General features: G+C 41.0%; 27 protein-coding genes. 20 read left to right on the top strand and 7 right to left on the bottom strand.

The features are described 5' to 3' along the window. Window positions 1-546: 546 nt before the first annotated feature. From L1272_RS20280 to hslR, 3 genes are all read right to left on the bottom strand, one after another. Window positions 547-2,085, bottom strand: coding sequence for a phosphoenolpyruvate carboxykinase (locus L1272_RS20280; RefSeq protein WP_138601257.1), 1,539 nt, complete (start codon window positions 2,083-2,085; stop codon window positions 547-549). Between the two features lie 277 nt (window positions 2,086-2,362). After that, complete coding sequence (gene hslO / locus L1272_RS20275; RefSeq protein ID WP_054554862.1) at window positions 2,363-3,208, bottom strand: Hsp33 family molecular chaperone HslO; 846 nt, start codon at window positions 3,206-3,208, stop codon at window positions 2,363-2,365. A 12-nt stretch (window positions 3,209-3,220) separates the two neighbouring features. Continuing rightward, window positions 3,221-3,643, bottom strand: coding sequence for a ribosome-associated heat shock protein Hsp15 (gene hslR / locus L1272_RS20270; RefSeq protein WP_138601251.1), 423 nt, complete (start codon window positions 3,641-3,643; stop codon window positions 3,221-3,223). A 206-nt stretch (window positions 3,644-3,849) separates the two neighbouring features. Here hslR and gspC point away from each other — a divergent pair, with 206 nt between their 5' ends. The 13 genes from gspC to L1272_RS20205 all read left to right on the top strand — a co-directional run bounded on the left by gspC (window position 3,850) and on the right by L1272_RS20205 (window position 15,946). Beyond that, complete coding sequence (gene gspC, locus L1272_RS20265; protein WP_138601248.1) at window positions 3,850-4,791, top strand: type II secretion system protein GspC; 942 nt, start codon at window positions 3,850-3,852, stop codon at window positions 4,789-4,791. 22 nt (window positions 4,792-4,813) lie between these two features. Further along, window positions 4,814-6,877 carry a type II secretion system secretin GspD gene (gene gspD / locus L1272_RS20260; protein WP_054554840.1) on the top strand — a complete coding sequence of 688 codons (2,064 nt, stop codon included), beginning with the start codon at window positions 4,814-4,816 and terminating at the stop codon, window positions 6,875-6,877. Continuing rightward, window positions 6,870-8,435, top strand: coding sequence for a type II secretion system ATPase GspE (gene gspE, locus L1272_RS20255; protein WP_054554841.1), 1,566 nt, complete (start codon window positions 6,870-6,872; stop codon window positions 8,433-8,435). Before gspD ends, gspE begins: the two co-directional genes overlap by 8 nt. 2 nt (window positions 8,436-8,437) lie before the next feature. Beyond that, the gene (gene gspF / locus L1272_RS20250) at window positions 8,438-9,673 is read left to right on the top strand and encodes a type II secretion system inner membrane protein GspF (RefSeq protein ID WP_054554842.1); all 1,236 of its coding nucleotides are present in this window, start codon (window positions 8,438-8,440) and stop codon (window positions 9,671-9,673) included. A gap of 78 nt (window positions 9,674-9,751) precedes the next feature. After that, a complete protein-coding gene (gspG, locus tag L1272_RS20245; RefSeq protein ID WP_054554843.1) occupies window positions 9,752-10,171 on the top strand; it encodes a type II secretion system major pseudopilin GspG in 420 nt (139 codons plus the stop codon). A 55-nt stretch (window positions 10,172-10,226) separates the two neighbouring features. Beyond that, window positions 10,227-10,826, top strand: coding sequence for a prepilin-type N-terminal cleavage/methylation domain-containing protein (locus L1272_RS20240; RefSeq protein ID WP_055199455.1), 600 nt, complete (start codon window positions 10,227-10,229; stop codon window positions 10,824-10,826). Continuing rightward, window positions 10,826-11,200, top strand: coding sequence for a type II secretion system minor pseudopilin GspI (gene gspI / locus L1272_RS20235; RefSeq protein ID WP_054564054.1), 375 nt, complete (start codon window positions 10,826-10,828; stop codon window positions 11,198-11,200). Before L1272_RS20240 ends, gspI begins: the two co-directional genes overlap by 1 nt. After that, window positions 11,200-11,874, top strand: a complete 675-nt coding sequence (gene gspJ, locus L1272_RS20230) for a type II secretion system minor pseudopilin GspJ (protein ID WP_138601245.1) — start codon at window positions 11,200-11,202, stop codon at window positions 11,872-11,874. Before gspI ends, gspJ begins: the two co-directional genes overlap by 1 nt. An 11-nt stretch (window positions 11,875-11,885) precedes the next feature. Next, complete coding sequence (gspK, locus tag L1272_RS20225) at window positions 11,886-12,872, top strand: type II secretion system minor pseudopilin GspK (RefSeq protein WP_138601263.1); 987 nt, start codon at window positions 11,886-11,888, stop codon at window positions 12,870-12,872. After that, window positions 12,869-14,080 carry a type II secretion system protein GspL gene (gene gspL, locus L1272_RS20220; protein WP_054554847.1) on the top strand — a complete coding sequence of 404 codons (1,212 nt, stop codon included), beginning with the start codon at window positions 12,869-12,871 and terminating at the stop codon, window positions 14,078-14,080. The genes gspK and gspL overlap by 4 nt, the downstream gene beginning before the upstream one ends. Next, a complete protein-coding gene (gene gspM / locus L1272_RS20215) occupies window positions 14,077-14,550 on the top strand; it encodes a type II secretion system protein GspM (RefSeq protein ID WP_054554848.1) in 474 nt (157 codons plus the stop codon). The genes gspL and gspM overlap by 4 nt, the downstream gene beginning before the upstream one ends. A gap of 3 nt (window positions 14,551-14,553) precedes the next feature. Further along, window positions 14,554-15,312, top strand: coding sequence for a type II secretion system protein N (locus L1272_RS20210; protein ID WP_138601242.1), 759 nt, complete (start codon window positions 14,554-14,556; stop codon window positions 15,310-15,312). 19 nt (window positions 15,313-15,331) lie between these two features. Further along, window positions 15,332-15,946: a YecA/YgfB family protein gene (locus tag L1272_RS20205; RefSeq protein ID WP_166339812.1), complete on the top strand. Its 615-nt coding sequence runs from the start codon at window positions 15,332-15,334 to the stop codon at window positions 15,944-15,946. Here the strand turns inward: L1272_RS20205 and L1272_RS20200 are convergent. Both L1272_RS20200 and L1272_RS20195 read right to left on the bottom strand, forming a co-directional pair. Then, window positions 15,943-16,146 carry a hypothetical protein gene (locus L1272_RS20200; protein WP_235374167.1) on the bottom strand — a complete coding sequence of 68 codons (204 nt, stop codon included), beginning with the start codon at window positions 16,144-16,146 and terminating at the stop codon, window positions 15,943-15,945. The two genes, L1272_RS20205 and L1272_RS20200, sit on opposite strands and share 4 nt — an antisense overlap. Then, window positions 16,146-16,505, bottom strand: coding sequence for a hypothetical protein (locus tag L1272_RS20195; RefSeq protein WP_054554852.1), 360 nt, complete (start codon window positions 16,503-16,505; stop codon window positions 16,146-16,148). Before L1272_RS20195 ends, L1272_RS20200 begins: the two co-directional genes overlap by 1 nt. A gap of 278 nt (window positions 16,506-16,783) precedes the next feature. On the opposite strand from L1272_RS20195, the gene ccoG reads away from it, so the two are divergent. From ccoG to L1272_RS20170, 5 genes are all read left to right on the top strand, one after another. Continuing rightward, complete coding sequence (gene ccoG / locus L1272_RS20190) at window positions 16,784-18,214, top strand: cytochrome c oxidase accessory protein CcoG (RefSeq protein WP_138619575.1); 1,431 nt, start codon at window positions 16,784-16,786, stop codon at window positions 18,212-18,214. A 65-nt stretch (window positions 18,215-18,279) separates the two neighbouring features. Beyond that, window positions 18,280-19,254, top strand: a complete 975-nt coding sequence (locus tag L1272_RS20185) for a serine/threonine protein kinase (RefSeq protein ID WP_166339802.1) — start codon at window positions 18,280-18,282, stop codon at window positions 19,252-19,254. 30 nt (window positions 19,255-19,284) lie between these two features. Then, window positions 19,285-19,908: a thiol:disulfide interchange protein DsbA/DsbL gene (locus tag L1272_RS20180; RefSeq protein ID WP_138601233.1), complete on the top strand. Its 624-nt coding sequence runs from the start codon at window positions 19,285-19,287 to the stop codon at window positions 19,906-19,908. An 18-nt stretch (window positions 19,909-19,926) separates the two neighbouring features. Then, window positions 19,927-20,565, top strand: coding sequence for a thiol:disulfide interchange protein DsbA/DsbL (locus L1272_RS20175; RefSeq protein ID WP_138601230.1), 639 nt, complete (start codon window positions 19,927-19,929; stop codon window positions 20,563-20,565). Between the two features lie 60 nt (window positions 20,566-20,625). After that, entirely contained in the window at window positions 20,626-21,078 is a 453-nt protein-coding gene (locus tag L1272_RS20170) for a DUF523 domain-containing protein (RefSeq protein ID WP_235374166.1), read from the top strand. 2 nt (window positions 21,079-21,080) lie between these two features. Here the strand turns inward: L1272_RS20170 and trmA are convergent, their stop codons facing one another. After that, window positions 21,081-22,178, bottom strand: coding sequence for a tRNA (uridine(54)-C5)-methyltransferase TrmA (gene trmA / locus L1272_RS20165; protein ID WP_138601224.1), 1,098 nt, complete (start codon window positions 22,176-22,178; stop codon window positions 21,081-21,083). A gap of 164 nt (window positions 22,179-22,342) precedes the next feature. On the opposite strand from trmA, the gene L1272_RS20160 reads away from it, so the two are divergent. After that, window positions 22,343-23,461: a DUF5610 domain-containing protein gene (locus L1272_RS20160; protein WP_054554859.1), complete on the top strand. Its 1,119-nt coding sequence runs from the start codon at window positions 22,343-22,345 to the stop codon at window positions 23,459-23,461. 66 nt (window positions 23,462-23,527) lie between these two features. Next, window positions 23,528-24,322: a glutamate racemase gene (murI, locus tag L1272_RS20155; protein ID WP_199529361.1), complete on the top strand. Its 795-nt coding sequence runs from the start codon at window positions 23,528-23,530 to the stop codon at window positions 24,320-24,322. Here the strand turns inward: murI and L1272_RS20150 are convergent. Beyond that, the gene (locus L1272_RS20150; RefSeq protein ID WP_054564068.1) at window positions 24,285-24,764 is read right to left on the bottom strand and encodes an RNA recognition motif domain-containing protein; all 480 of its coding nucleotides are present in this window, start codon (window positions 24,762-24,764) and stop codon (window positions 24,285-24,287) included. The genes murI and L1272_RS20150 overlap by 38 nt on opposite strands. Window positions 24,765-25,110 lie beyond the last annotated feature (346 nt).

Here is a 25,110-nt window from a genome sequence, read left to right as displayed (position 1 = left end):
CAGAAACAACAGTATTGACCAAGAACCTGCGTTAAGCGGTTAGACCCACCCTTGATAGCCTGTAAAGTGCCTGGCGTGTTAAAACACCGAGTAGGAGAAGAGGCACAAGGGCGCGAATACATCAAAGAGCCGAGGTAGCTCCTCATTATGAGCCCGCATATAAGCACGCAGTCTGACAAAATTAACGAAGGGTATTGTGCAATAGGAGGAGTCCATATAAGGCACTTCAGTGCCGAATTCAGACCATAACAAACACATTCATGGCTGAAGCCATTCCTACAAGAACACTTTGGCTAGAGCCAGAGGGAGACGCAGCACCAAACAACCCCACCGCGCGGCTGAACGCTGACGGCTGAAAGCTGATAGCTCTGTGATGTGTTGGGTTTCGCTTCGCTCTACCCAACCTACGCCAGGCCTTAAAACTTTACTCTTTCAACTTTCCCCTCGCTAACTTTACTCTAGCAACTCGTAACTCATTAACTCATACTCAAAAACAAAAACGCCAGCATATAGCTGGCGTTTTTTAATCTGAGGGTAAGCTTGGTATTAAGCTTTTGGACCTGCTGATTTGATTGCTTCTGAAACATCGTATTTAGCGAAGTTTTCAGTGAAGTCAGAAGCTAGTTTGTTTGCATATTCTGCGTACTTCTCTTTATCTTCCCATGTATTGATTGGGTTAAGAAGTTGGCTGTCTACACCAGGAACAGCCACTGGTACATCTAGGTTTAGAACGTCGATGTGTTGAGTTTCAACATCTGCCAGTTTACCTGATACGATTGCATCAACTACAGCACGTGTAGTCGGGATATCGAAGCGTTGACCAGTACCGTAAGGGCCACCTGTCCAACCTGTGTTAACTAGGTATACTTTAGCGCCGAATTCACGTACACGCTTCATTAGAAGCTCTGCATAAACGCCAGCAGGACGAGGGAAGAAAGGAGCACCGAAACATGTTGAGAATGTAGACTCGATGTCGCTTGTAGAACCGATTTCAGTTGAACCGACTTTCGCTGTGTAACCGCTTAGGAAGTGGTATGCAGCAGCTTCTTCAGTTAGTACTGAAACTGGTGGTAATACACCGCTTACGTCGCATGTTAAGAATACAACGGCTTTTGGCTCACCAGCACGGTTTTCTACTTTACGTTTTTCAACGTGCTCTAGTGGGTAAGCAGCTCGGCTATTTTGTGTAAGGCTTGTATCATGGAAATCTGGTACACGGTTTTCGTCAAGTACCACGTTTTCTAAGATTGTACCGAAACGAATTGCATTCCAAATTACTGGTTCGTTCTTTTGTGAAAGATCGATACATTTAGCATAACAACCACCTTCGATGTTAAATACGCTACCAGGTGCCCAACCGTGCTCGTCATCCCCAATAAGGAAACGAGTAGGATCTGCAGATAATGTTGTTTTACCTGTACCAGATAGACCGAAGAATAACGCAGTGTCGCCTGCTTCACCTACGTTTGCAGAGCAGTGCATTGGTAATACACCTTTTGCAGGAAGTAGGAAGTTTTGTACAGAGAACATTGATTTCTTCATTTCGCCAGCGTAGCGCATACCAGCTAGTAGAACTTTACGTTGTGCGAAGTTAATGATTACAGTGCCGTCACTGTTAGTACCATCACGCTCTGGGTCACATACAAATGAAGGTACATTCATTACCTGCCACTCAGGGAAGTCTGCAGTATTGTATGTTTGAGGTTCGATAAACATGTTTTTGGCAAAAATATGATGCCATGCAGTTTCTGTTGTAACTACAACTGGTAAATAGTGCTCAGGATCAGCGCCAACTTCTAGGTGAGAGATGAAGTGGTCGTTGCTTTTCACGTGTTCTTCTACACGTGCCCATAACGCGTCAAACTTGTCTGCATCGAATGGGCGGTTAACGTTGCCCCATTGGATTTCGTTTTCAGTGCTTGGCTCTTGAACAATAAAACGATCTTTTGGAGAGCGGCCAGTGCGAGCACCGGTTTTAGCAACAAAAGCACCATTAGCGGCTAGAGTCCCTTCGCCACGACGAATAGCGTGTTCGACAAGTTCAGCTGCTGTAAGATCAACAAAACTAGTAGCGTTTGCAGTCATGTTTATACCTAAATTGTGAGAGATTGAACGGGATAGCTCTGGGGTTCTTAGTTTTCCCTTTTGCTAAAATAATAGTAACAGAAGGATTAGGGATATTCGAGTGTCTGAAGGGCCTAAAAAGGCATATATTTGGCAAAAAACATGAATAATTTCAATGATACCGGTGTCATAAAATGACGCATTTTCATGACACCGGTATCATTAGTTTTGATATTATTTTTAATATAAAAGCCGCACTGATGGCGGCTTTGAATATAATAATTTTTATTATGATGTATTAATTAAAAATGGCTTTAATATCTTGCTCGTTGAATATGTAATCTTTTAAGCAATAATGACAGCTAATTTTTACTTCACCATTTGCTTGCACGTCGGCAAGTAATTCGTTTTGACCTACATTAACTAGTGCAGCAATTGTTTTGTCTCTGCTACAACCACAACGGAAACTAATAGACTGTGGTTCGAATAACTGAGGATTATCTTCATGGTAAAGTCGAGTCAGCACAGTGTTAGCATCTAAACCTAGTAACTCTTCATCTTTGATTGTGTTGCTAATCGCTTCTAGATGAGTAAAGTCTTCTACCGACTTTTCTTTATTAACGGGTAATACTTGTAAGAATAAGCCTGCTGCTTTTGCTGTGTCTGCTGTTACTTCAGTTGCAAACCAAAGACGTGTTTTTAATTGTTCCGATTGCTCAAAATAGTTTTCAAGGCATTTATCTAAGCTATCGTGTTCTAACGGTACAATACCTTGGTATCGCTCACCTTTAGTTGGCGTAATTGTAATAACCATATAGCCATTACCAATTAAGTCTTTTATTGAGCTACCGGTTACTTCACCTTGAAGGCGTGCGATGCCTCGCATGTTTTGTTTATCGTCACCATTAATTACGGCATATTTTACTGGGCCATCGCCTTGTAGTTGAACGGCAATTTCGCCTTCAAACTTTAAAGTAGCCGTCAATAAGCAGGTAGCAACAAGTAGTTCACCTAATAAGGTTTGCACAGGTGCTGGATAATTATGGTTTGCGATCATCTCTTGAAAAGTGTTTTCAATTTGTACGAGTTCACCACGTACATCGAGCTGATCAAATATATAACGATGAAGTAAATCTTGTTGCATGAGTTGCATTACCTAACTTGATTTCATTTTTAACAGTTCACGCCTTTGCTTCTTATCTGGTTTACGATCAGGATGTGGAGCAAAGAAGCTGTTGTTCTTACGGGCGATAGCATTTGCTTCGCGTTTCTCAATGCTTGCTTGAGTTTCTTGGTATAAGGTTTGTGCAATGGGGGCGCCTTGACGTTTTTCAAGGATCTTTTCAATTGTCACTACCTTTTCATCGACCCCTTGTAGTAGTTTAACTACTGCACCTACCTCGACAATTTTACTGGGCTTGGTACGTTGTCCATTATAATGCACTTTGCCACCTTGCACCATGTCTCTTGCTATTGAACGGGTTTTGTAAAAGCGGGCAGCCCATAACCATTTATCAAGGCGCACGCTTAATTCGTCTTGTTTGTCTTGTGACTTATGAGTGTTACCTTTTGACACAATTGTGCTCTTTTATAGCTGCTGATATATAGGCAAAATTTACCATGAAACTTAATCACAAAGAAACAGTCATAGTTATTCCTTGCAGCCCCTGTTCGTTGAATTTACCTTGTTTACAAAGTTTAATATACGTGTGCTTGTTGAATGAAAAATGAAAAGGTACTATAGGCCAGCTATCAAGCAGTAAATTAAAATAAGAAATAGAGTTTATGGATCAACACTTACAACAAGTTAAACAGTTTTTGAACGGCTTACCTCATGCCAAGCTAAGTGCATTTGTAGTGCTGTTAGTTGTTGTTTACATTGCTTTTTTGTCATCCAAGCTGTTTTGGCTTGTATGGCCAGAACCCGATACAAGCGCATTGCCAGTAACAGGTGTTAATACCATGGCAAAGCGAGTTGAGACTGTCAGTTCTCGACAAATAATTGAGCAAAATTTATTCGGCAAAGTTGTTGTCGAAACTAAAAAGTCTGCCGCTAAACAAAATCAAGTCATTAACAACGCCCCTGAAACACGTCTAAGTATTAACCTAACCGGCATTGTTGCTGTAAGCCAAAATGACCAAGCAGGTCTTGCTATTATCGAATCTCAAGGAAAACAAGAAACCTATGTTGTCGATGATGCAATTAAAGGCACTCGCGCCAAGCTTGCTCAAGTATTACCTGACCGAGTAATTTTAGATGTTAGCGGTCGTTTTGAAACGTTAATGCTTGATGGTCTAGATTTTACGAAAACGGTGTCTATGCCAGTGTTAGCAGAGCGTGATGAATCAGAATTAACTGCAGGCCCTCAACTTGTCGAAAATAATGAAATAAATGCGACTGAAGATGAAGAGGTAAAAGAAGCGCTCATCGAAACGCGTGAAGAAGTATTAGACGATCCCGGTAAACTATTTGACTACATTCGCGTCTCTCAAGCGATGGTTGATGGCGAGTTAGTGGGGTACCGCTTAAGCCCAGGTAAAGATCCTGCTTTATTTAAGCAAATGGGACTAATGAATAATGATTTAGCTATTGCGATTAATGGCTATCAATTAAATGATTTGAAACAGGCAATGTCAGCAATAAACGAATTACGAAATAGTACTGACGCAAGTATCACTATCGAACGCGATGGTGAGCAAATTGATGTGCAATTTAGCCTGCAATAACTAGCTTTGGAGTTTTTATAGAATGGTTCACGCGCTACACCTCACAAAAATCAAAAAAGGGTTAGCTAAATATGCAGCGCTTTTTTTATTAACAGGATTATCGCTTTCAGTTTCAGCTGTTGAGTATGCGGCTAATTTTAAAGGCACTGATATTAATGAGTTTATTAATATCGTTGGTAAAAATTTAAATAAAACCGTCATTATTGACCCAAATGTGCGTGGCAAAGTAAATGTGCGCAGTTATGAGTTAATGGATGAAAAGCTTTATTATCAGTTCTTTTTAAATGTACTTGAGGTTTATGGTTATTCAGCTGTAGAGATGGATAACGGTATTATCAAAATTGAAAAAAGCTCTGACGCTAAAAAGTCAAATGTACCGCTTATCACTGAGGATAACCAAGCCAGTGGCGATATGATGGTAACGCGAGTTGTACGTGTTAAAAATGTAAGCGTACAAGAGCTTGGCCCGCTAGTTCGTCAATTTAGCGATCAAAAAGATGGCGGCCACGTTGCTAACTTTAATGCTGCGAACGTGATGATGTTGACCGGCCATGCAGCGTCAGTTAACCGCTTAGTAGAAATTATCCGCTCTGTTGACCAAGCTGGTGACAAGCGTGTTGATATTGTAAAGCTTAAGTTTGCTACCGCAGATGATGTAGTGTCTGTTGTTGAGAATATTTATAAAGATGGCGGTAAAGGAAGCGTTCCAGAATTTCTAATTCCTAAAGTAGTTGCTGATGGTCGAACTAACAGTGTGATTGTCAGTGGTGAAGCGCAAGCGCGTACTCGTGCTGTTGAATTAATTAGCCGTTTAGATGGTGAATTAGAAAACCAAGGTAACACTAAAGTTATCTACCTTAATTACGCCAAAGCAGAAGACCTTGTAAAAGTATTGCAGGGCGTAAGCAAAACACTAGCAGAAGATGCGCAAGGCGGTGCAACTAAAACGCGCTCTCGTAATCAAAACGAAACAAGTATTGAAGCACACCCTGATTCAAATTCACTTGTTATTACTGCACAGCCTGACACTATGCGCTCGCTTGAGCAAGTAATTGAGCGTCTTGATGTGCGTCGTGCGCAAGTTTTAGTTGAAGCTATCATTGTTGAAGTTTTAGAAGCTGATGGTATCAACTTAGGCTTACAGTGGATTTCAGAGCAAGGCGGAATGATGCAGTTTAACAACGGCACAACAGTACCAGTTGGTTCGTTAGCCGTTGCAGCTGAGCAAGCACGCGATAAAACGATTGAAGGTACGGTTGTTGGTACCGAAACTGGTACAGTCACCAAGACTTCTGAAACACAAGAAGGTGACTTAACGGCACTTGCCTCATTACTAGGTGGTATCAATGGTTTAGCCATGGGGATTGTTAAAAACGATTGGGGTGCAATTATCCAAGCTGTTTCAACCGATACTAACTCTAATATTCTTGCTACGCCGTCTGTAACGACCATGGATAACGAAGAAGCATCAATGATTGTTGGTCAAGAAGTACCGATTATCACAGGTTCGCAAACAGGCTCAAATAATGCGAATCCATTCCAAACAGTTGAACGTCAAGAAGTAGGTGTAAAACTTAAAGTGACACCACAAATCAATGACGGTTCAGCAGTTCAGTTAACGATTGAGCAAGAAGTGTCGAGTGTGAGTGGTGCTACTGCGGTCGATATTTCAGTAAACAAACGTGCCATTAAAACCACGGTTATGGCTGATGATGGTGGTATGGTTGTACTGGGCGGCTTGATTGATGAAGATGTGCAAGAAAGTGTCTCTAAGGTGCCATTATTAGGTGATATTCCAGTACTTGGCCATTTATTCCGCTCAACCAGCACCAGTAAGCGTAAACGTAACCTGATTGTATTTATTCGCCCGACCATTGTTCGCGATGGCATCAGCATGAATAAATTAAGCCACTCAAAATATAACTTTATCCGTGGCGAACAACACAAACAAAAAGAAGATGGTATTGATTTAATGCCATTAGAAGATGCGCCAATTCTTCCAGAGTGGGATGATGCCTTAGTATTACCACCAACTTACGAAGAATATCTAAAACAACAAAACGCGAATGAGCGCAATGATGACTAATGCAATTTCTGAAATCAATGACGAGCTAGCATCAGACGTATCAGCTAATCATGATGAGCTGCTAACAAGTGATGATCTTGTTAGCTTGCCAACTAAGCGGTTGCCATTTTCGTATGCGCGTCGCACAGGTGTGCTGTTAGGTAAAGATCAAGACAACTGGACAGTTTATTACCGCGGTGAGTTGGATGTTAACGCTTTACTTGAGGTGCGTCGTATTGCGGGTCATGGTTTTTCGCTAGAACAATTACCTGATGATAAATTTGAGCTGTTGCTTGAGGCTTCTTATCAGCGTGATAGTTCTGAAACACAGCAAATGATGGAAGATATCGGCAACGAGGTTGATTTATTCTCGCTTGCAGATGAGTTACCGCAAACTGAAGATCTCCTTGCTGGTGATGATGATGCGCCAATCATCAAGCTGATAAACGCGATGCTTAGCGAAGCAATTAAAGAAGGTGCTTCAGATATTCATATCGAAACCTTTGAGCAAGAGCTGGTAATTCGCTTTAGGGTTGATGGCGTATTAAAAGAAGTTTTAAAGCCGAATCGTAAACTCGCTTCACTGTTGGTGTCGCGTATTAAGGTTATGGCGAAACTAGATATTGCTGAAAAGCGGATTCCGCAAGATGGCCGTATTAGTTTGCGTATTGCTGGTCGTGCCGTAGATGTGCGTGTATCGACTATGCCATCAAGCTTTGGTGAGCGTGTCGTGCTACGTCTACTTGATAAAAACAACGCACGCCTGAACCTAGAAGATTTAGGTATGACTGAGCGTAACCGTGAATTGTTTGCTGATTTAATCAGTAAGCCGCACGGTATTATCTTAGTAACCGGTCCTACGGGTTCTGGTAAAAGTACCACCTTGTATGCGGGTATGAGCCAAATCAACTCACGGGACCGTAATATTCTTACCGTTGAAGATCCAATTGAGTACGAGATCCCAGGCATTGGTCAAACTCAGGTTAATACCAAGGTAGATATGACCTTTGCCCGAGGCTTACGTGCCATCCTTCGTCAAGACCCTGACGTCGTAATGGTGGGTGAGATCCGTGACCTTGAAACAGCACAAATTGGTGTGCAAGCGTCATTAACCGGTCACTTGGTTATGTCAACACTGCATACTAATACAGCTGCTGGTGCTATCACGCGTATGGAAGATATGGGTGTAGAGCCTTTCTTACTGTCATCATCGTTACTCGGTGTATTGTCACAACGCTTAGTGCGTACTTTATGTAATAGCTGTAAAGAAGGTCACATTGCTGATGAGCGCGAGTGTCAGTTATTAGGTGTCAATCCTGCTGAGCCGCCAACAATTTATCGTGCAGTTGGTTGTGAAGAGTGTAACTTTAATGGTTATCGCGGTCGTACTGGTATTCATGAGTTGCTGGTTGTTGATGAAACAATTCGCGAAATGATCCACAGCGGTAAAGGCGAACAAAGTGTTGAGAAGTACATTCGTAAACATAGCCCAAGTATTCGCCAAGATGGCTGTAATCGCGTACTTGCAGGTCGCACTACCTTAGAAGAAGTCTTGCGTGTAACACGTGAGGAAGGTTAATCATGGCAGCATTTGAATACCGTGCCCTCGACGGCAGAGGTAAAGAGAAAAAAGGCATTCTTGAAGCCGATACGGTAAAGCAAATCCGCCAAACTTTGCGCGATCAAGGTTTAATGCCTTTAGAGGTCGTTGCTGCTGCAGAAGGTGAAAAGCAAGCGACTGGGGCAAAGGGCTCTTTATTTGGGAGTTTCTTTAAACCAAAAATTTCGACTTCAGATTTAGCATTAATCACTCGTCAGCTTGCAACCTTAATCCAGTCAGCATTACCTGTTGAAGGGGCTGTCATGGCGGTGGCTGAGCAATGTGAAAAGCCGCGTTTAAAGCGCATGCTTATGGCAGTGCGCTCAAAGGTTGTTGAAGGTTATACCTTAGCTGATGGCATGAGCGAGTTTCCGCATGTCTTTGATGATTTGTATCGTGCTATGGTGGCAGCTGGTGAAAAATCGGGTCACCTAGACCAAGTTTTAAATCGTTTAGCAGATTACACGGAACAACGTCAGCATATGCGTAGTCAAATCACACAGGCGATGGTGTATCCAACCATTCTTGTGGTATTTGCTATTGCGATTGTCTCTGTATTGTTAGGTACTGTGGTACCTAAAATCTTGAAGACCTTCGAAAAATCAAAACAAGTATTACCCTGGACGACTGAATGGGTAATGGCCGCCAGTAATTTTGTGCAAAACTACTGGTTTATTAGTTTAGTCATTATAACCGTGTTAGCTGTGGCCATTAAGCAAGCGCTTAAACAGCCGCATATTCGTTACTGGTATGACGAAAAAGTGCTGCATTTACCGGGCATTGGTAAGGTAGCTCGCGGTGTTAATACGGCGCGTTTTGCCCGAACTTTAAGTATTTTATCGTCAAGCTCAGTGCCGCTACTTGAAGGGATGCGTATCTCTGGTGGTGTACTGGCTAACGAAAAAATGAAAAAGTCGGTGCAAGATGCTGCAACACGTGTAAGTGAAGGGGCGAGCCTTCGTGCTTCACTTCAACAAACCAAACTTTTCCCACCTATGATGCTACACATGATAGCCAGTGGTGAAAAATCAGGTGAACTTGAGCAAATGCTGGAACGTGCTGCAAATAACCAAGATCGTGAGTTTGAGAGCATGGTAAACGTGTCTCTGAAACTATTAGAGCCCGCGATGATTGCTTCAATGGCGGTAATTGTATTGTTTATTGTTATGGCAATACTACAGCCGATTATGGCAATGAATAAGGCTGTAGGTCTTTAAATTAGGGAACACTAGAGCAATTAGCAGCTAACACTGCCGCTCTATAATAAATTTTTGAAGAAAGTTAGAGGTATTTTTGTGAACAAACAGTCAGGTTTCTCATTACTAGAAGTCATGGTAGTACTGGTTATTATCGGTATGATCATGTCAATTGTGGCGCCAAATATCATGGGTCAGCAAGAAGAAGCTGCAATCGATAAAGCACACTTAGATATTCAACAAATTGAAGATGCGTTAAGCCTATACAAGCTTAAAAACAAAGCGTATCCAACCACAGAGCAAGGCTTAGAAGCGCTAGTGAATAAAACAAGCATTGAGCCAATTCCAAAGCGTTTTCCTGATGGCGGTTTCCTTGAGAAGTTACCAGAAGATCCATGGGGTAATCCTTACCAGCTAATCAGCCCAGGAGAAATCGGTAAAATTGATATCTTCTCAATGGGTCCTGATGGTGAAGCAGGTACTGATGATGACATCGGTAACTGGGATGAAGAAAAGTAATAATGCCTAAATTCAGCCAACTGAACAAAGCTTATACACATCAAGGCTTACTATTATGGTAAGCCTTGGTCTTTTGCGTTTGGCTGGCCGTGCTAAGCACGCGAAAGGGTTTAGCCTCATCGAAATATTAATGGTGCTCGTGGTGATTGGTTTTGTCACCAAAATGGTTGCCTACAGTTTTGATGGAGGTGCTGAAGAAGAACTCGAAAAACAAGCGCTCAGATTACATACTACGATTAATATGGCGTCTGAGTTTGCGATTTTAAATCAGGTTGAACTGGGTTTTCATCTTGACCAAGATACATTTGAATTTTTAGTTTTTGACGGTGATAAGTGGGTTACTTTTGACCGTGAAAAATTGTTTGCCCCAATTAAGGTTGATGAACGCTTTAAGCTCACTCTTAACCTTGATGATTTAGCCTGGGCACAAGATAACTTACTAGAGCAGTCAAACTGGCGTGAATTAATGAGCGGTGGTGACGAAGACAGCCTACTTGAGCTTCAAAAGCTTAAAATACCACAGGTACTTATTTTATCTTCTGGCGAAGTCAGTGCGTTTCAATTGGTTTACGAGCTTAAAGAAGAGCGTGAACCGCAGTATTTTATCGAAGGCGAATTTATGGCCCCGGTAAAGTTCCGTATGGAGCCTGAATAATGAATAAGTCAGCAGGTTTTACCTTACTTGAAGTGATGGTTGCACTGGCTATTTGTGCAATGGCTGGCATTGCCGCAATGCAGGCAACCGGTGAGCATATTAATCATCTTTCGTCGATTGAAGAACAAACTTATGCTTCTTGGGTTGCTGAGAACGTAATGGTTGAGCAACGCGCCAAAGGTGATAAATGGACAGGTAAAAATGGCGTTAAAGGCACTGAAACGCTCGCTGGTTTTGAATGGTATTGGCGTCAGGACGTGGTTCCCACTGCTGATAAAACCTTTGTAAAGGTCACCATTAATGTGTTCGCCGATGAAAAACTTGAATACCCAGTGTATGAGCTTTCTACTTATTTGAATAAAGGTGATAAGTAGTGAAGCAACGTGGTTTTACCTTACTTGAAGTGATTGTCGCCATGGGCATTTTAGCCTTTGTTGTGTTATCGACCCATCAAATTCTTGATTCGACAACCAAAGCAAAAGAAGCCTCAGACGAGACGATTGCTGAGTTAAATGGTTATCAAACCTTATTTCGTTTGATGGACCAAGATTTTAGTCAAATGACTAAGCGTCAGGTTCGAAACGAAGCTGGTGATTTTCAAGACACGTATGTTTTGGCTGGTCGTTATATTCTTGATAGCCAATACGATGGCATTGGCTTTGTTCGTGATGGTTGGATTAACCCGATTAATCTATTACCGCGCTCTGAACTGCAAGCGGTTGGTTATCGCGTGATAGATGATAATCTTGAACGAGTGTATCGGGTGTATGTTGATCAACTAGATAACATGGAGCCGCGCTCACAAGTCATTTTGGAAGATATTGAAGATCTGAAATTTGAATTTTTAGATGACAAAGATGAGTGGCAAGAGCAGTGGCAAATTAAAGCGCTGCCAAAAGCGGTTGCAGTCACTATTCAAAAAATAGAACAGGAGCCAATTCGTCGCGTGTTTTTGGTGCCAGGTGAGGGCAAAGTAACTACTCAAACAAATAATAGTAATAACGGCGCTAATGGTAATAACAATAATAATAGCGGAACGGGTGGCTAGTCATGACTACAATGAATCGCTCCAAAGGTGCGGCGCTTGTTATTGTGCTATTTATTGTGGCGCTGGCTGCGATGTTAGCCGTTGAGATGAGTGCTAATTTAATGGTGCAAGTGCAGCGTAGTAGCAATATTCAAAACCATCAACAGGCTAAATGGTATGCCTTTGCAGCTGAAGAGCTGGCAATTAAAGCACTAAAACAAACTAAAAAAGATGATCCTGATAAAACGCATTTAGAGCAAATTTGGGCGCAGCAGGGCGGGGTTCCTTATCCTGTTGATAATGGTACCTTAAGTGGCACGATTACAGATTTACAAGCATGTTTAAACTTAAATGCATTGCATGTAAAACCAGATCCGCAGACGGATCCAAATAATAAAACGAACCCAGCACATAAGGCATTGTTGGCATTATTAGAAAACATTGAGAATTTACCAACGGATGAATCAGAAGAAGCCATGGCCGATAGTGTGTTTGATTGGTTAGATGAAGATAGTATTACCTATCGCTCGGGTGCAGAAGAAGATGAGTATTTATCTCGACAATACCCATATATGACGGCAAATAGTTACTTTGCTTCGACCTCTGAACTTCGTTTGGTAAAAGGTTTTAACCCACTCGTTATGGAGAAACTCTTACCATTTGTGTGTGTTATTCCTGGCAGTGAGTTGCTGCAAATAAACGTTAATACACTACCTGCAGAAAGTGCGATTTTATTAAGCTCGCTTATTGATGGCTTAAGCCTTTCAGGCGCTGAAGCGGTATTATCATCACGTCCTCAAGATGGATATGATGATTTAGAAGCTTTTTTTGAAGAGGTTAACCAACAAGGCGCACAAAACGTGAAAGCCGTTGAAAATCTATTCAGTATCAACAGTGAATATTTTAAACTACAAACGCAGGCTGAATTTGCAGAGCTGCGTTTTTCGATGACCACCTTACTCCATGCCACTAATGGTACAGTAACGATACTGGCGCGAAAATTTGGAGGCGTACAGTGACAGAGATATTGTTGATCCGTACGGGTCAAACGTTAAAAGACAGCCTTAACTGGCTAATTTACTCACCAATAGAACAAGAAATAATTGCTAGCGGCGAAATTGCCAATGCAACACAACTTGGTGAGCTAACAGAAAAAGCACAATCACGGGAAGTAGTCGCACTTTTACCAAGCGATCAGGTACAACTTAAAACAGTTACCCTACCAACTAAGTGGAACCGTAAGTTAGAGCAAGCACTTCCTTACATGCTAGAAGAAGAAATAGCCTGTGATGTTGATGACTTGTTCATAGCGATTGCTGAGCCAACACTTGTTGATGAAAAGCACGCTATTAACATCGCGATGACCGATCGTGAATGGTTTGAGCAATGGCTAGCAGAGTTTAATGAGCATGGCATCGAAGTATATAAAATACTGCCGGATGCTTTATTGTTACCTGATGTTGATGACAATACTCAGTTACGCGCTATTGAGCTTAATGGCCAGTGGCTATGTAAACAGGGTAACTGGCATATTGCCGCTGTAGAGCCGAATTGGCTTGCTGGCTATTTAACAGCATTAGGTAACCCTGATGTTGCACACTTTAGCCCTGCAACGGCTTTTCCTGATACAGTTAACCTTAGTGCTCAAACGCAGCAATACGATTTACCTTTAGCCTTATTTGCTAAGCAGTTACCTGAAGTGAAATTCAACCTTCGCCAAGGTGTTTATCAACTTAAGAAAAAATCAGCGATTTGGTGGGGCTATTGGCAAAAAGCAGCTATTGCAGCAGGTGTTGCACTAGTTTGCAGTGTGGGTGTTAAGTCGCTTGAGCTTTATAAGTTAAATAACCAGCTTGAAGCCGCAAAAGCAGAAGTGGTTGCTAATTATCAGCGTGCTTTTCCAAATAAAAAAGTGCGACCTCAGCTTATCCGTAGTCAAATTCGCAGCGAACTTGCATTGATAGAAGGTGGCAGCACTGCTGGCTTCTTAGATTTGACTAACGATCTTGTCTCGATTTTTAGTGAAGTAAACGACTTCACACCAGAAACGCTTCGCTATGATCAAGGTCGTAACGAATTACGTATTCGCGCGCGCGGCAAAGATTTCCAGTCATTCAGTAAAGTAAAAGCAATTTTAGAGCAGCGTGGCTTAACCGTAGATCAAGGCTCGCTGAACAATGATGGTGATTATGTCGTTGGTGAAATTAAGTTACGAGGTGCGGCATGAAAAACCAAATAATCAATTATTGGCGCTCGTTAAAAGAACAAGAGCAGCAACTTGTAATGGTTGCAGGTGGTGTGTTTGTTATTTTTGTGCTGGTTATGGGGGTCTTTCGTCCACTTAACGCTGCTATCGAAAAAGCAGAGCAAGACACAATAAAACAGCAAGAGCTGTTGGCGTGGGTTGATGAAAGTATTGTTAAACTTAAAGCGAGTGGTAATGCACGTAATACGAGCAGCCGTAGCTTAAGCCAAATCGTTAATAGCACCCGTAATCGTTATCAAATTATCATTAGCAAAATGCAACCAAATGACAATTCACTTCGTTTAACCATTGACTCTGTTGAGTTTAATAACCTTGTTGAATGGTTAGATGAACTGGTTAATTCACATGGTGTGCTAATCGAGAATTTAGATTTAAGTAAAGATGACAAATCAGGCTTTGTTCGTGTAAGTCGTTTGGTACTAGAGAAGTAAACGATGAAAAGAGTTATTTTATTAATCACAGTGTTTGTGATGTGTTTTTTGGTGTTTACGCTGGTAAAAACACCCGCTGCCGTTGCACTTGATTTAGCCAAGCCACATTTACCAAAGCAATTACAATTAGGTAAAGCCAGTGGCACGCTATGGGACGGGCGCATTATGCAGGTACGTTTTGATGGTGAGCAATTAAACAATGTGCGTTGGCAATTGTCGGGGTGGTCACTGTTTACAGGTAAATTAGTGGGTACGGTACGTTTTGGTGATCCTCGTGATAAAGCGGATATTTCAGGCCATGCTGATTTTTCTTACGGTTTATTTAACCAAGCAGTTACTGTGAAAAAGACTACTTTACGCTTAACAGTTGAACGTGCCATGCAACGTTTACAACTACCTTTGCCGATTAGTGCGCAAGGTCGTGTGATTGTAGATTTAGATGAGTACAGTTCAGGCGAGCCTTATTGTGAAAGTCTAAGCGGCGAAATTGCGAGCCCGAACATTGATGTGAAAGGAATGAATAACTGGTTTAGCATTGGTCCTTTAAGTGGCCGTTTAAGCTGTAAATCCGGTGATGTAGCAGTACTTGTAGACCCTGAAAACCGTTTAGGGCTTGAAGCTGATGCAGTATTAAAAGCGAACCTAGACTTTAAAGTAGCTGGTTATATTAAACCTGAAGCAAGCTTACCGAAAGAAGTGCATGATGCTGCGAAGTTTCTTGGTCGTCCTGATAACGAAGGTCGTTATCCGCTTAACTTTTAAATTGGATTAATTGAATAGTATGCAATTACCTGAGTTTTCAAAGCAGCAAAGCGAGCTTTTAAGTCAGTTTTTAGCGCAGCATCAAGATGCGCTTAGCTTGGCGCAAACCCAAGGTTATTTATTTGCGGTGATCTGTGCTCCTGAGCCGCTTGATGTTCACCAGTGGTTAGAAGAAGTTGCACCTGGTTCTGATGGGCAAATGGATGAGCAAGTGCTGTTTGCATTTATGGCTTTATATCAACAGATCAGCGAACAAGTATTCGAGACGGGTTTTGCATTACCTGTGAGCCTACAGCTGAGCTCGCAAGGGCAACAATACCTAGATATTCAAGAATGTCAGCATTGGAGCCAAGGTTTTATGCATGGTGCGCAAGGTTACGTTAACAAGCTATTAAGCGCGCCACAGTTAGCTGATGAGTTAAAAGAAGCTTTGGCTACAGCTCTGCAAAGCTTAGGCTTTTTTACCCTTGAAGCGAGTGAAATTGCAGCCCTTGCAACTGATAATGGTTTATCAGAAGGGCAACTATGCCAGCAGCAATATGAAGTTATGAATGAATTCGCCGCTGGCTTTGCAGAGTTAATTGAAGTCGTTGCTGTAAATAGCCAACTATATAATGATGAGAGCTGGAACTAACCCAGCTCGAGTAAGATGTTTGTGCAACCTTTGGCACAGCATACAACGCCTTTACCTGGCTGATCAGTTTTCAAATCTAAGGTGAGGGGGCCTTTACACTCTTCGCAGTATAAGGTTTGACCCTTGCCCAGCTTCTTTAGCATATTACGTTGTTTAGCAAACGAGTCGCTGGTTTTTTTGTTTAAAGCAGAAAAGTCCATTACTTGTTTAGCCTTTCTTCAAGCGCATTCGAAACAATACTACAAACACGATTCAAGCGTTCGCCATAAAAGTACAAGTTAATATCTTTTTCACGGCAATAATGAAGGTGAAAGAGTTGTAGTTTATCGTCGGTAGTGAATGTGTCTTCAATATACTCAAGCTCTGAGTTTGATAAATTAAGTTGTGACTTAATATTATTTTTAGCCATATTAGCGGCAGGACTTCGGTTTACCTTACTAGCATCAGAAATCATACCGACTCCCTCACCTAGTAACCTGTCCCTAGGTTCTTTGATCAAAGGATGATCAATTGTGAAAAGTGCTAAAATTATAAGCACTAAGATGAGAAATTTTTTCATAGTCCAATAAACTTTGATCTAAATGAATAGGTGGTAGCTGCAAGTTTAATAAAATGGTTGTTTTAAAAGCAAGCAGATACGATTAAATAGTTAAAAGTTCGTATATGAAATCTAACCCTGAAATTTTCCATAGATTGAGTATAATGCAATATATAGATTTAAAGTTTCAGAAATCTTTGAACGTAATGAGATGTATTCTGATTTGCTTATTGGCACAGAAACCTCTTACTGCAAACATATGTTTGAGTATTATTTCCTAGTGGCGTTGAGGAATTTTAATGGATAATCAGATTAAGGTTAAAAATATCCCAACGGAAGTAAAAATCCAGAAACCGGAAAATGCTTCCCTCGATGATAGATTTAATCCACGTAACCGTATTTATGTTCGAGCTGTAACTGGCTTACACCAATTGTTAAGGCAGCGAATTGGTTTTATCGGCATGCTTGCGTTCATGCTACTACCTTGGATCAACTTCCATGGCCAGCAAGCTGTACTGTTCGATTTGGTAGGGCAAAAGTTTAACATTTTTGGTTTAACGCTTTGGCCACAAGATCTGACTATCCTTGCTTTCATTTTAATGTTGGCGGCGTTTGCGTTGTTCTTAGTAACTACTTTCTATGGACGGGTTTGGTGTGGTTATACTTGCCCACAAACTGTTTGGACTTTCATTTTTATTTGGTTTGAAGAAAAGTTTGAAGGTACAGCTAATCAGCGAAAGAAACTAGATCAACGCCCGATGGACTTTGATAAGTTTTGGCGAAAAAGCGCCAAGCACGGTAGCTGGTGGTTATTCTCACTTTATACAGCGTTTACTTTTGTTGGTTATTTTACGCCTATCCGCCAGTTGCTACCTGATCTTTTTACCCTTGATGCAACAGCGTATTCGTATATTTGTTTAGCCGTATTTGCAGTCTGTACTTATGGTAATGCGGGTTGGATGCGCGAGATTATGTGTTTACACATTTGTCCTTATTCTCGCTTTCAATCAGCTATGTTCGATAAAGATACCTTTACCGTGAGCTATGATGAGGCACGTGGTGAGAGCCGCGGCCCACGTTCACGCAAGCAAGATCCAAAAGAGCTTGGCTTAGGTGATTGTATCGACTGTAACTTATGTGTGCAGGTGTGCCCTACGGGGATCGATATTCGTAACGGCTTACAATATGAGTGTATTAACTGTGGTGCATGTATCGATGCGTGTGATGGGGTGATGGATAAAATGAATTACCCACGCGGCCTTATTTCCTACACCACAGAACGCAACTTAGAAACGCCAGACAACAAAACACACGCACTGCGCCCTAAGTTAATTGGTTATTTAGTTATCTTAGTGGTGTTAACAGGGGCGCTGGTGGCAAATATTGCGATGCGTAAACCGATGGAGTTGGATATCATCCGTGACCGTAATCAGCTATACCGTGTTGACTTTAATGGCCTAGTTGAAAACACCTATACACTAAAAGTAATTAACAAAGCTCAGCATCAGCAAACCTTTAATATTCGTGTTGAAGGGCTTGATAACTTTGAGTACATTGGCAAACAAACTTTCACAGTACCTTCTGGCGAGTCTTATAACGTGCCACTGTCATTGGTTGTTGATCCATATGATTTGAAAAAGCCGATGACGAAGTTTGAGTTCGTACTTTCTGTCGATGGTGAGCCTGATGTGCAGATTTCACAGCCGAGTAACTTCTTTAAGGCGCGATAATTAAGTACACTGAGCGGATGAATAAAAAGCGGGATTTTCCCGCTTTTTTTATATGATGAGGCATTATGAGTAAATTTAGTTTTGTAGACCTTACACCCGATTCAATTTTAGATGCGGTTGAAAGTATCGGTGTTTATGCTGAATCAGGGCTGCTGGCATTAAATAGCTACGAGAACCGTGTTTATCAATTTAAAGCAGAAGATGGCCATCGTTATGTTGTTAAGTTTTACCGTCCAGAGCGCTGGAGTAAGGCGCAAATCTTAGAAGAGCATGCATTTGCATTTGAACTCGCTGAGGCCGAAGTGCCAGTTGTTGCACCTGTTATTATCGAAGGGCAAAGCTTATTTGAGCATGATGGTTATTTGTTTACGTTATTCCCAAGTGTGGGCGGGCGTATTTTTGAAGTTGATAATTTAGATCAACTTGATGTACTTGGCCGCTTAATTGGGCGAATGCACCAAGTAGCAAAAGCAAAGCCATTTGAACATAGACCTGTGATCAGCTGTGAAGAATATCTTAAGACAGCTAAAGTTCAGTTACAGGCAAGTAACTTGGTGCCAATGGCATTAGAGAACGCCTTTTATACTATTTTAGATTTAGTGATCAAAGAAACTACACAGCAGTATAAAAATGTTGAAACTATTCGTCTGCACGGTGACTGTCATGCCGGCAATATACTGTGGTCTGGTGATGCATTAATGTTTGTTGATTTAGACGACAGCCGACAAGGGCCTGCAATTCAAGATCTTTGGATGATGCTCAGTGGCGATCGTAACAATCAACTGTTACAGTTAGACACTTTAGTCGCAGCGTACGAAGAATTTTGCGATTTTGATCACAGCCAATTAAAGCTGATTGAACCACTTAGAGCGATGCGAATGGTGCATTACATGGGCTGGTTGGCGAAAAGATGGGATGATCCTGCGTTCCCGCGGAACTTTTCATGGTTTGCTGAAGACAAATACTGGGAGCAGCAAATACTAGCGTTAAAAGAACAGCTTGCAGCGCTACAAGAAGCACCATTAAAATTATTACCATAAATTTTTAAAGTTAATAAAGTCGAGAGAACAATGTTTAAAAAATTAAAGTTAAGTCTACTCATTTTATGTTTACCTTTTGCGGCCTTTGCTGCTGATTTTGAAGCAGGTAATCAATACGAAGTATTAAAAGTTGAGAAAAGTGCAACACCTCAAGTAACCGAGTTCTTTTCATTTTATTGCCCACACTGTTTTCAGTTTGAACCAGTTGCAAAAGCATTAACGGCAAGTCTTCCTGAAGGGACTGAATTTGTAAAAAGTCATGTTAACTTTTTAGGCGGTGTGTCTAAGCAAACTCAAAGTAACTTAAGCTATGCCTACTTAATTGCTAAGCAACATGGCAAAGCAGAACAAGTAGCTGATCAAATCTTTAACAGCATCCATAGACAACGTGCCTTACTTAAAGACATGAAAGACGTTAAAGCACTACTTGCAACTAATGGTATTAGTAATGAAGTGTTTGATGCTGAAATTGCAAGCATGCCAGTGATTAGCGCTGAAAAAGCGATGCAAGATAAGCAGCAAAAATATTCAGACATGGGCGCCTTAACAGGTGTACCAACTTTTATCGTCAATGATAAATACAAAATTAATTTAAATACCATCAAGAGCCAGCAGATGCTTGATGAATTAGTCGAATTTTTATTAAAACAATAATTTTGGAGTAAAGAAGTAATGATCAAGTTAGTAAAAGCTGTATTAATGGCTGCCACGCTAGGTTTAGCGGCAAATGCCTCAGCTGCTCAATATGAAGAAGGTAAGCATTATGAAACGATTGATGCACGCGCTTCTAAAAAGCCAGAAGTAAAAGAGTTCTTCTCATTCTACTGCCCACACTGTAATAACTTCGAGCCAGTTGTGAAAGAGCTTAAAACACTTCTTAAAGATGGCGTTAAATTCAAAAAGAGCCATGTTGATTTTTCAGGTCCTCGTGACCCAGAAATTCAAACCATTTTAGCGCAAGGTTATGCGACGGCTAATGTGTTACCACAGAAAGACGCGTTAGTAGCCGCTGTGTTTAATCATATTCACGGTAAGCGTGCTCGTATTAACGAACTAGCTGATATGAAAGACATCTTTGTTTCACAAGGTGTATCGGCTGAAGATTTTGATAAGTACTACAACAGCTTTTCTGTACGTACTATGGCGTCTAAAATGAAACGCGACCAAGAATACTACCAACAAAAAGGTGCTTTAAAAGGCGTTCCAACTTTTATTGTTAATGGTAAATATCGCTTAATCTTAGGTGCGGACTCAGGCATCAGTGATGCAAAGAGCATGGCAGATTTAATTAACTACCTAGCTGATAAATAAGCTAATTAGTTCAATTTAATTCAAAGCTCCGTTCGCGGAGCTTTTTTATTAGTAAATCAAATGCAAAAACTATTAGTTTCAAGCTGTTTGTTAGGAAACCCTGTTCGTTATGACGGGCAATCGCAAAACTTACTCCATCCTGGTTTAGAAACTCTTAAACAGCAAGGAAGGCTCGTTGCATTCTGCCCTGAAGTAGCTGGTGGCTTACCTACACCAAGGCCGCCTGCAGAAATCAAAGTGGGTAGAGTACTTACCAAAGATGCGCAAGATGTCACAGTGCAGTTTGCTTATGGCGCAGAACAAGCACTTAAACTTTGCAAAAAACAGGGCATTCGCTATGCGTTGTTAAAAGAATCAAGCCCGTCATGTGGTCGCAATACTATTTACGATGGTAGTCATTCAGGAAAGAAAATTTCAGGGATGGGGTTAACTGCAAGGCTGTTAACTGACAATGGTATAGCTGTATTCAGCGAGCAGCAGTTGCCAGCGCTATTTGCTGCGCTGGCAGAGTGATTTTATTTACGTTGTAAAAACACACCTGATTCAATGTGATGGGTGTAAGGGAATTGATCAAAAATTGCAAAACGTTTTACTTCATGGGTTTTGCATAAGTGATCAAGGTCACGTTCTAGGGTATCGGGATTACACGAGATATAAATAATGTTGTCGTAGTTCGCAACTAGGTCACAAGTTAGCGTGTCCATTCCAGCACGTGGTGGATCCACCAAGATTGTTTGGCAGTTATAGCTTTTCAGGTCTATGCCATCTAAACGAGAGAAGGTACGTTCGCCTTTCATTGCTTGAGTGAACTCTTCACTCGACATACGAATGATATCTAAGTTCTCAACCTTGTTTTGTGCAATATTGTATTGTGCTGAGTAAACCGATGATTTTGATATCTCAGTGGCTAATACCCGGTCGAATGAACCCGCAAGAGCAATCGAAAAGTTACCATTCCCACAATATAACTCCAGTAAGTCATTATTGAGGGGTTGGCAAAGCGCTTGTGCCCACTCTAGCATCTTGATGTTTACTTTCGCATTCGGTTGCGTAAAGCTATTTTCGACTTGCTGATAAATAAGCTCTTTACCGTTTACGTTTAAACGCTCGATAACGTAATCATTACCAATCACTTCTTTTTGCTTACGTGCACGGCCAATAAAATCAATCTTAAACTGTGTGCTCAGTTTTGCTTTAAGCTCTTTAATTGCTTGGAGCCACTGTTCATCTAGTTGTTTGTGATACAACAAGCTAACAAGGATCTCACCACTTAAGCTTGAAAGGTAATCGATTTGAAACAGCTTACGGCGCAGAACTTCATTGTCTTTTAAGTTTTCGATCATCGCTTGCATCACTTCACCCACTAAAGGTGCTGCAGGGTCAAACTCATCAACACGGATCTTTTCTTTAGTTTGTTGATCAAACATGATGTGAAACAGGTCTTCACCTTCATGCCAAACACGAAACTCTGCACGTTGGCGGTAATGAATAGGATCAGAGCCGAACACTTCTAATTTTTCGACCCCAAAACGTCGAAACTGTGAGGTGATGCGCTGCTCTTTCTCACTCAATTGTGCATCATATTGAGTTGTATCAATTTTTATAACCGCCATGGCTGATTACCTTTTATCTCTTAGCTTTATAACGGCGCTATTGTAGGGAGCGCTGAGGATTTGTCTAGTTTTGTTATTTATTTTAGTGTCGTTTTTTTATACAAAAAACTTAAGTTCTTTGGTTTTTGGCCGATAATGAGTTAACCATAACATGGAGTCGGATCATGAAAATTGGCAACCTAGGCTATATGCCTAATACAAATGTGAATAAATACAATGGTAAACAGGCTCTGCAGCAGCCTACCATTCAAAATCGTCAAGATAGTTATCAACAACGCGGTCGTGAGCTCGCGGCAAAAGTTCTTGATGATAAACTTGCTGAGGCACTAGGTTTACCTAAAGCCGAAGAGAAAAAAGATAAACCCTTGTTCGACTTTGAAGAGATCGTGAAAAACGTACTCGACTTTGTTGGCGGTGCACTTCGTAAAGCAAAAGCCGATGGTGCTGATGATGAAAAACTCAAAGGCATGCTAGGTGATGCACGTAAAGGTGTGCAAATGGGCATCGACGATGCGTATGATGAGCTTAAAGAGTCAGGTATTCTTAACGATGACATCGAAGAGGGTATCGAAAAGTCTAAAGAAGGTATCTTTAAAGGTATTGATGAATTAGAAGAAGACTTGTTCAATCCTAAACCTAATGCGGTTTCAGTAAGCCAAGCTCAATACATCAGTTTAAGTAATAACGCAGAGTACACTTTCACCACCGCTGAAGGTGACGAAGTAAGTATTAGCTTTGCTGATGCATACGAAAGTAAGTCTGCAAGCAGTTATAGCAAAAATGGCGACAACGAAGCCTTTGTCAGTGAGTCTTCGCAATCACGTGATTTATCGTTCTCGATGTCGGTCAATGGTGATTTAAATGAGCAAGAACAGCAAGCTATCAATGAATTGATGGAAGACTTGCAGAGTGTTAGCGAAACATTCTTCTCTGGTTCATTAGAAGATGCCTTTGAACAAGCTAAAGAGCTGAACTTAGGTAACGAGCAACTAGTCGGCTTTACCATGGATCTAAAACAAACCAAAACAGTAGCAGCGATTAAAGGCTATGAAGAATATAAACCAGCCCCTGAAAAAGAAGTTGCTGAGAAAATAGCGCCATTTAATGACGATTTGAAACAGGCGTTTAATAAAGCAGGTGACATTGGTTTGCAAAATGAACTGGCTGGCATCTTACAATGGTTAAACCAAGATAAAGAAGAAGTCAGTAAGCTGGTGGATTATACCAAAGCAATGTTTGAGCAAATGAATAAGCTTCGCTCGGCAACAGAAGAAGAGGCTTAGTCCTTTCTTTCTTTTTATAAAGCTGCATGGCAAACTGCTGACCTTTGATGATCCGAGGTAAGCAGTTTGTCAGTTCATATAATGGTGTTTGATTCTGGTATAGGTGGAACAACCGTACTTGAACAGATCCAAGCATTGATCCCAGATGCTGATTATAGTTATTTTATGGACAATGCTTTATTGCCTTATGGCGCGCAAAGTCAGCAAACGATCATAGCCCGCCTTTTTGCGCTACTACAGTTTATCGAAACAGCAAACTTACACGTTGATATCCTAGTTATTGCGTGTAATACCGCCTCTACCTCTGCCTTAGAAACTATTCGCCAGCACACAAATATAGAAGTTGTCGGGGTAGTACCTGCGATAAAACCCGCTTGCGCTATAAGTAACAGCAAACATATTGGTTTACTGGCAACACCATCAACCATCAAGAGTCGCTATACTGCAAACTTAATTAGTACTCATAGCCAAGACACACAAGTCAGCTTATATGGCTCAACTGAGCTGGTAGAAATTGCAGAAACACTATTTCATACGCAGAAAATCAATAAAGCAAAGCTTGAGAATGTATTGAGTGATTTAGCGATAGCAGAAGATATAGATGTATTGGTACTTGGCTGTACACACTTTCCATTACTAGCCAGCGCGATTAGTGACTACTATAAACAACAGATCTTCCTTATTGACTCAGGCAAAGCGATTGCTAAGCGCGTTGAAAGTTTAATTGCTTTACGAGGCTTTACTCTTACTACAGATAAAAAAAAGCCGCTGCACTATTATGCAACGGCTCCTATTGGTCATTCGCAATTAAGCGTTGAGCTTATTACGCTGACTGATCAGATCCCTCACGAAAGCTGTTAGCTTCGTTCTCTTGTTTTTGTTTTGCTTCACGCACTTTTAAAGTACGTTGTTGGAATTCGCTATCATTTAATTGATTGATTGCTTTATCTGCATCAGCTTCAGCCATTTCAACAAAACCAAAGCCACGACGTTTACCTGTATTTTTATCTTTTAATAAACGTACATTGAAAACTTTGCCTTGTTCTTCGAATAAAGCACGAACAACACCTTCATTAGCACGATAAGGTAGGTTGCCAACATAAAGTGTTTTTGTTTTTACTTCGGCCTCCTCACTTGACGCTGATGAAAGTGCTGCAATAACCAAAGCACCAATTAATAAGCCTGCACCAAATAGCAATGCTGGGTCTAAAGCTAAGCTTGCAAGTGCGAACTTAACAACCACAAAACCTAAAACAGCAAGAATAACGGAGAAAAGAAAAGATTTTTGATCGGGTAATTTCATTTTGATCTACCAATAAACAAGAAATAAACATTAATTTAACATTGTGAACTTGCTATCTTAACGAGTTAAATGAACATAGCAATGAAATTTGCATTAAATTATGAATATTGGCTTAAAAAACAGCCATAATAGCGACCGTTTTTGCTGTTTTCGGTAAATTTAGTTCACTTTTTGAGCGAACAGTAAAAAGATCGAAAAAAAGTGTTGATCTGTTTTTGGATCTCCCTATAATGCGACCCCACTGACACGGCGGGCAGCAACGAAAGACGCTGAACAACGTAGCAGAGAGTTAAGTGAAACTTCGGTTTCAAATAATCGAAAGAAAGTTTGAAATTAAGTGTTGACT

Origin of the sequence: Pseudoalteromonas sp. PAST1 (assembly GCF_021532515.1) — a bacterium.
GTDB classification, from domain to species: Bacteria; Pseudomonadota; Gammaproteobacteria; order Enterobacterales; family Alteromonadaceae; genus Pseudoalteromonas; species Pseudoalteromonas simplex.
This window is presented reverse-complemented; position numbering and strand designations above follow the sequence as displayed.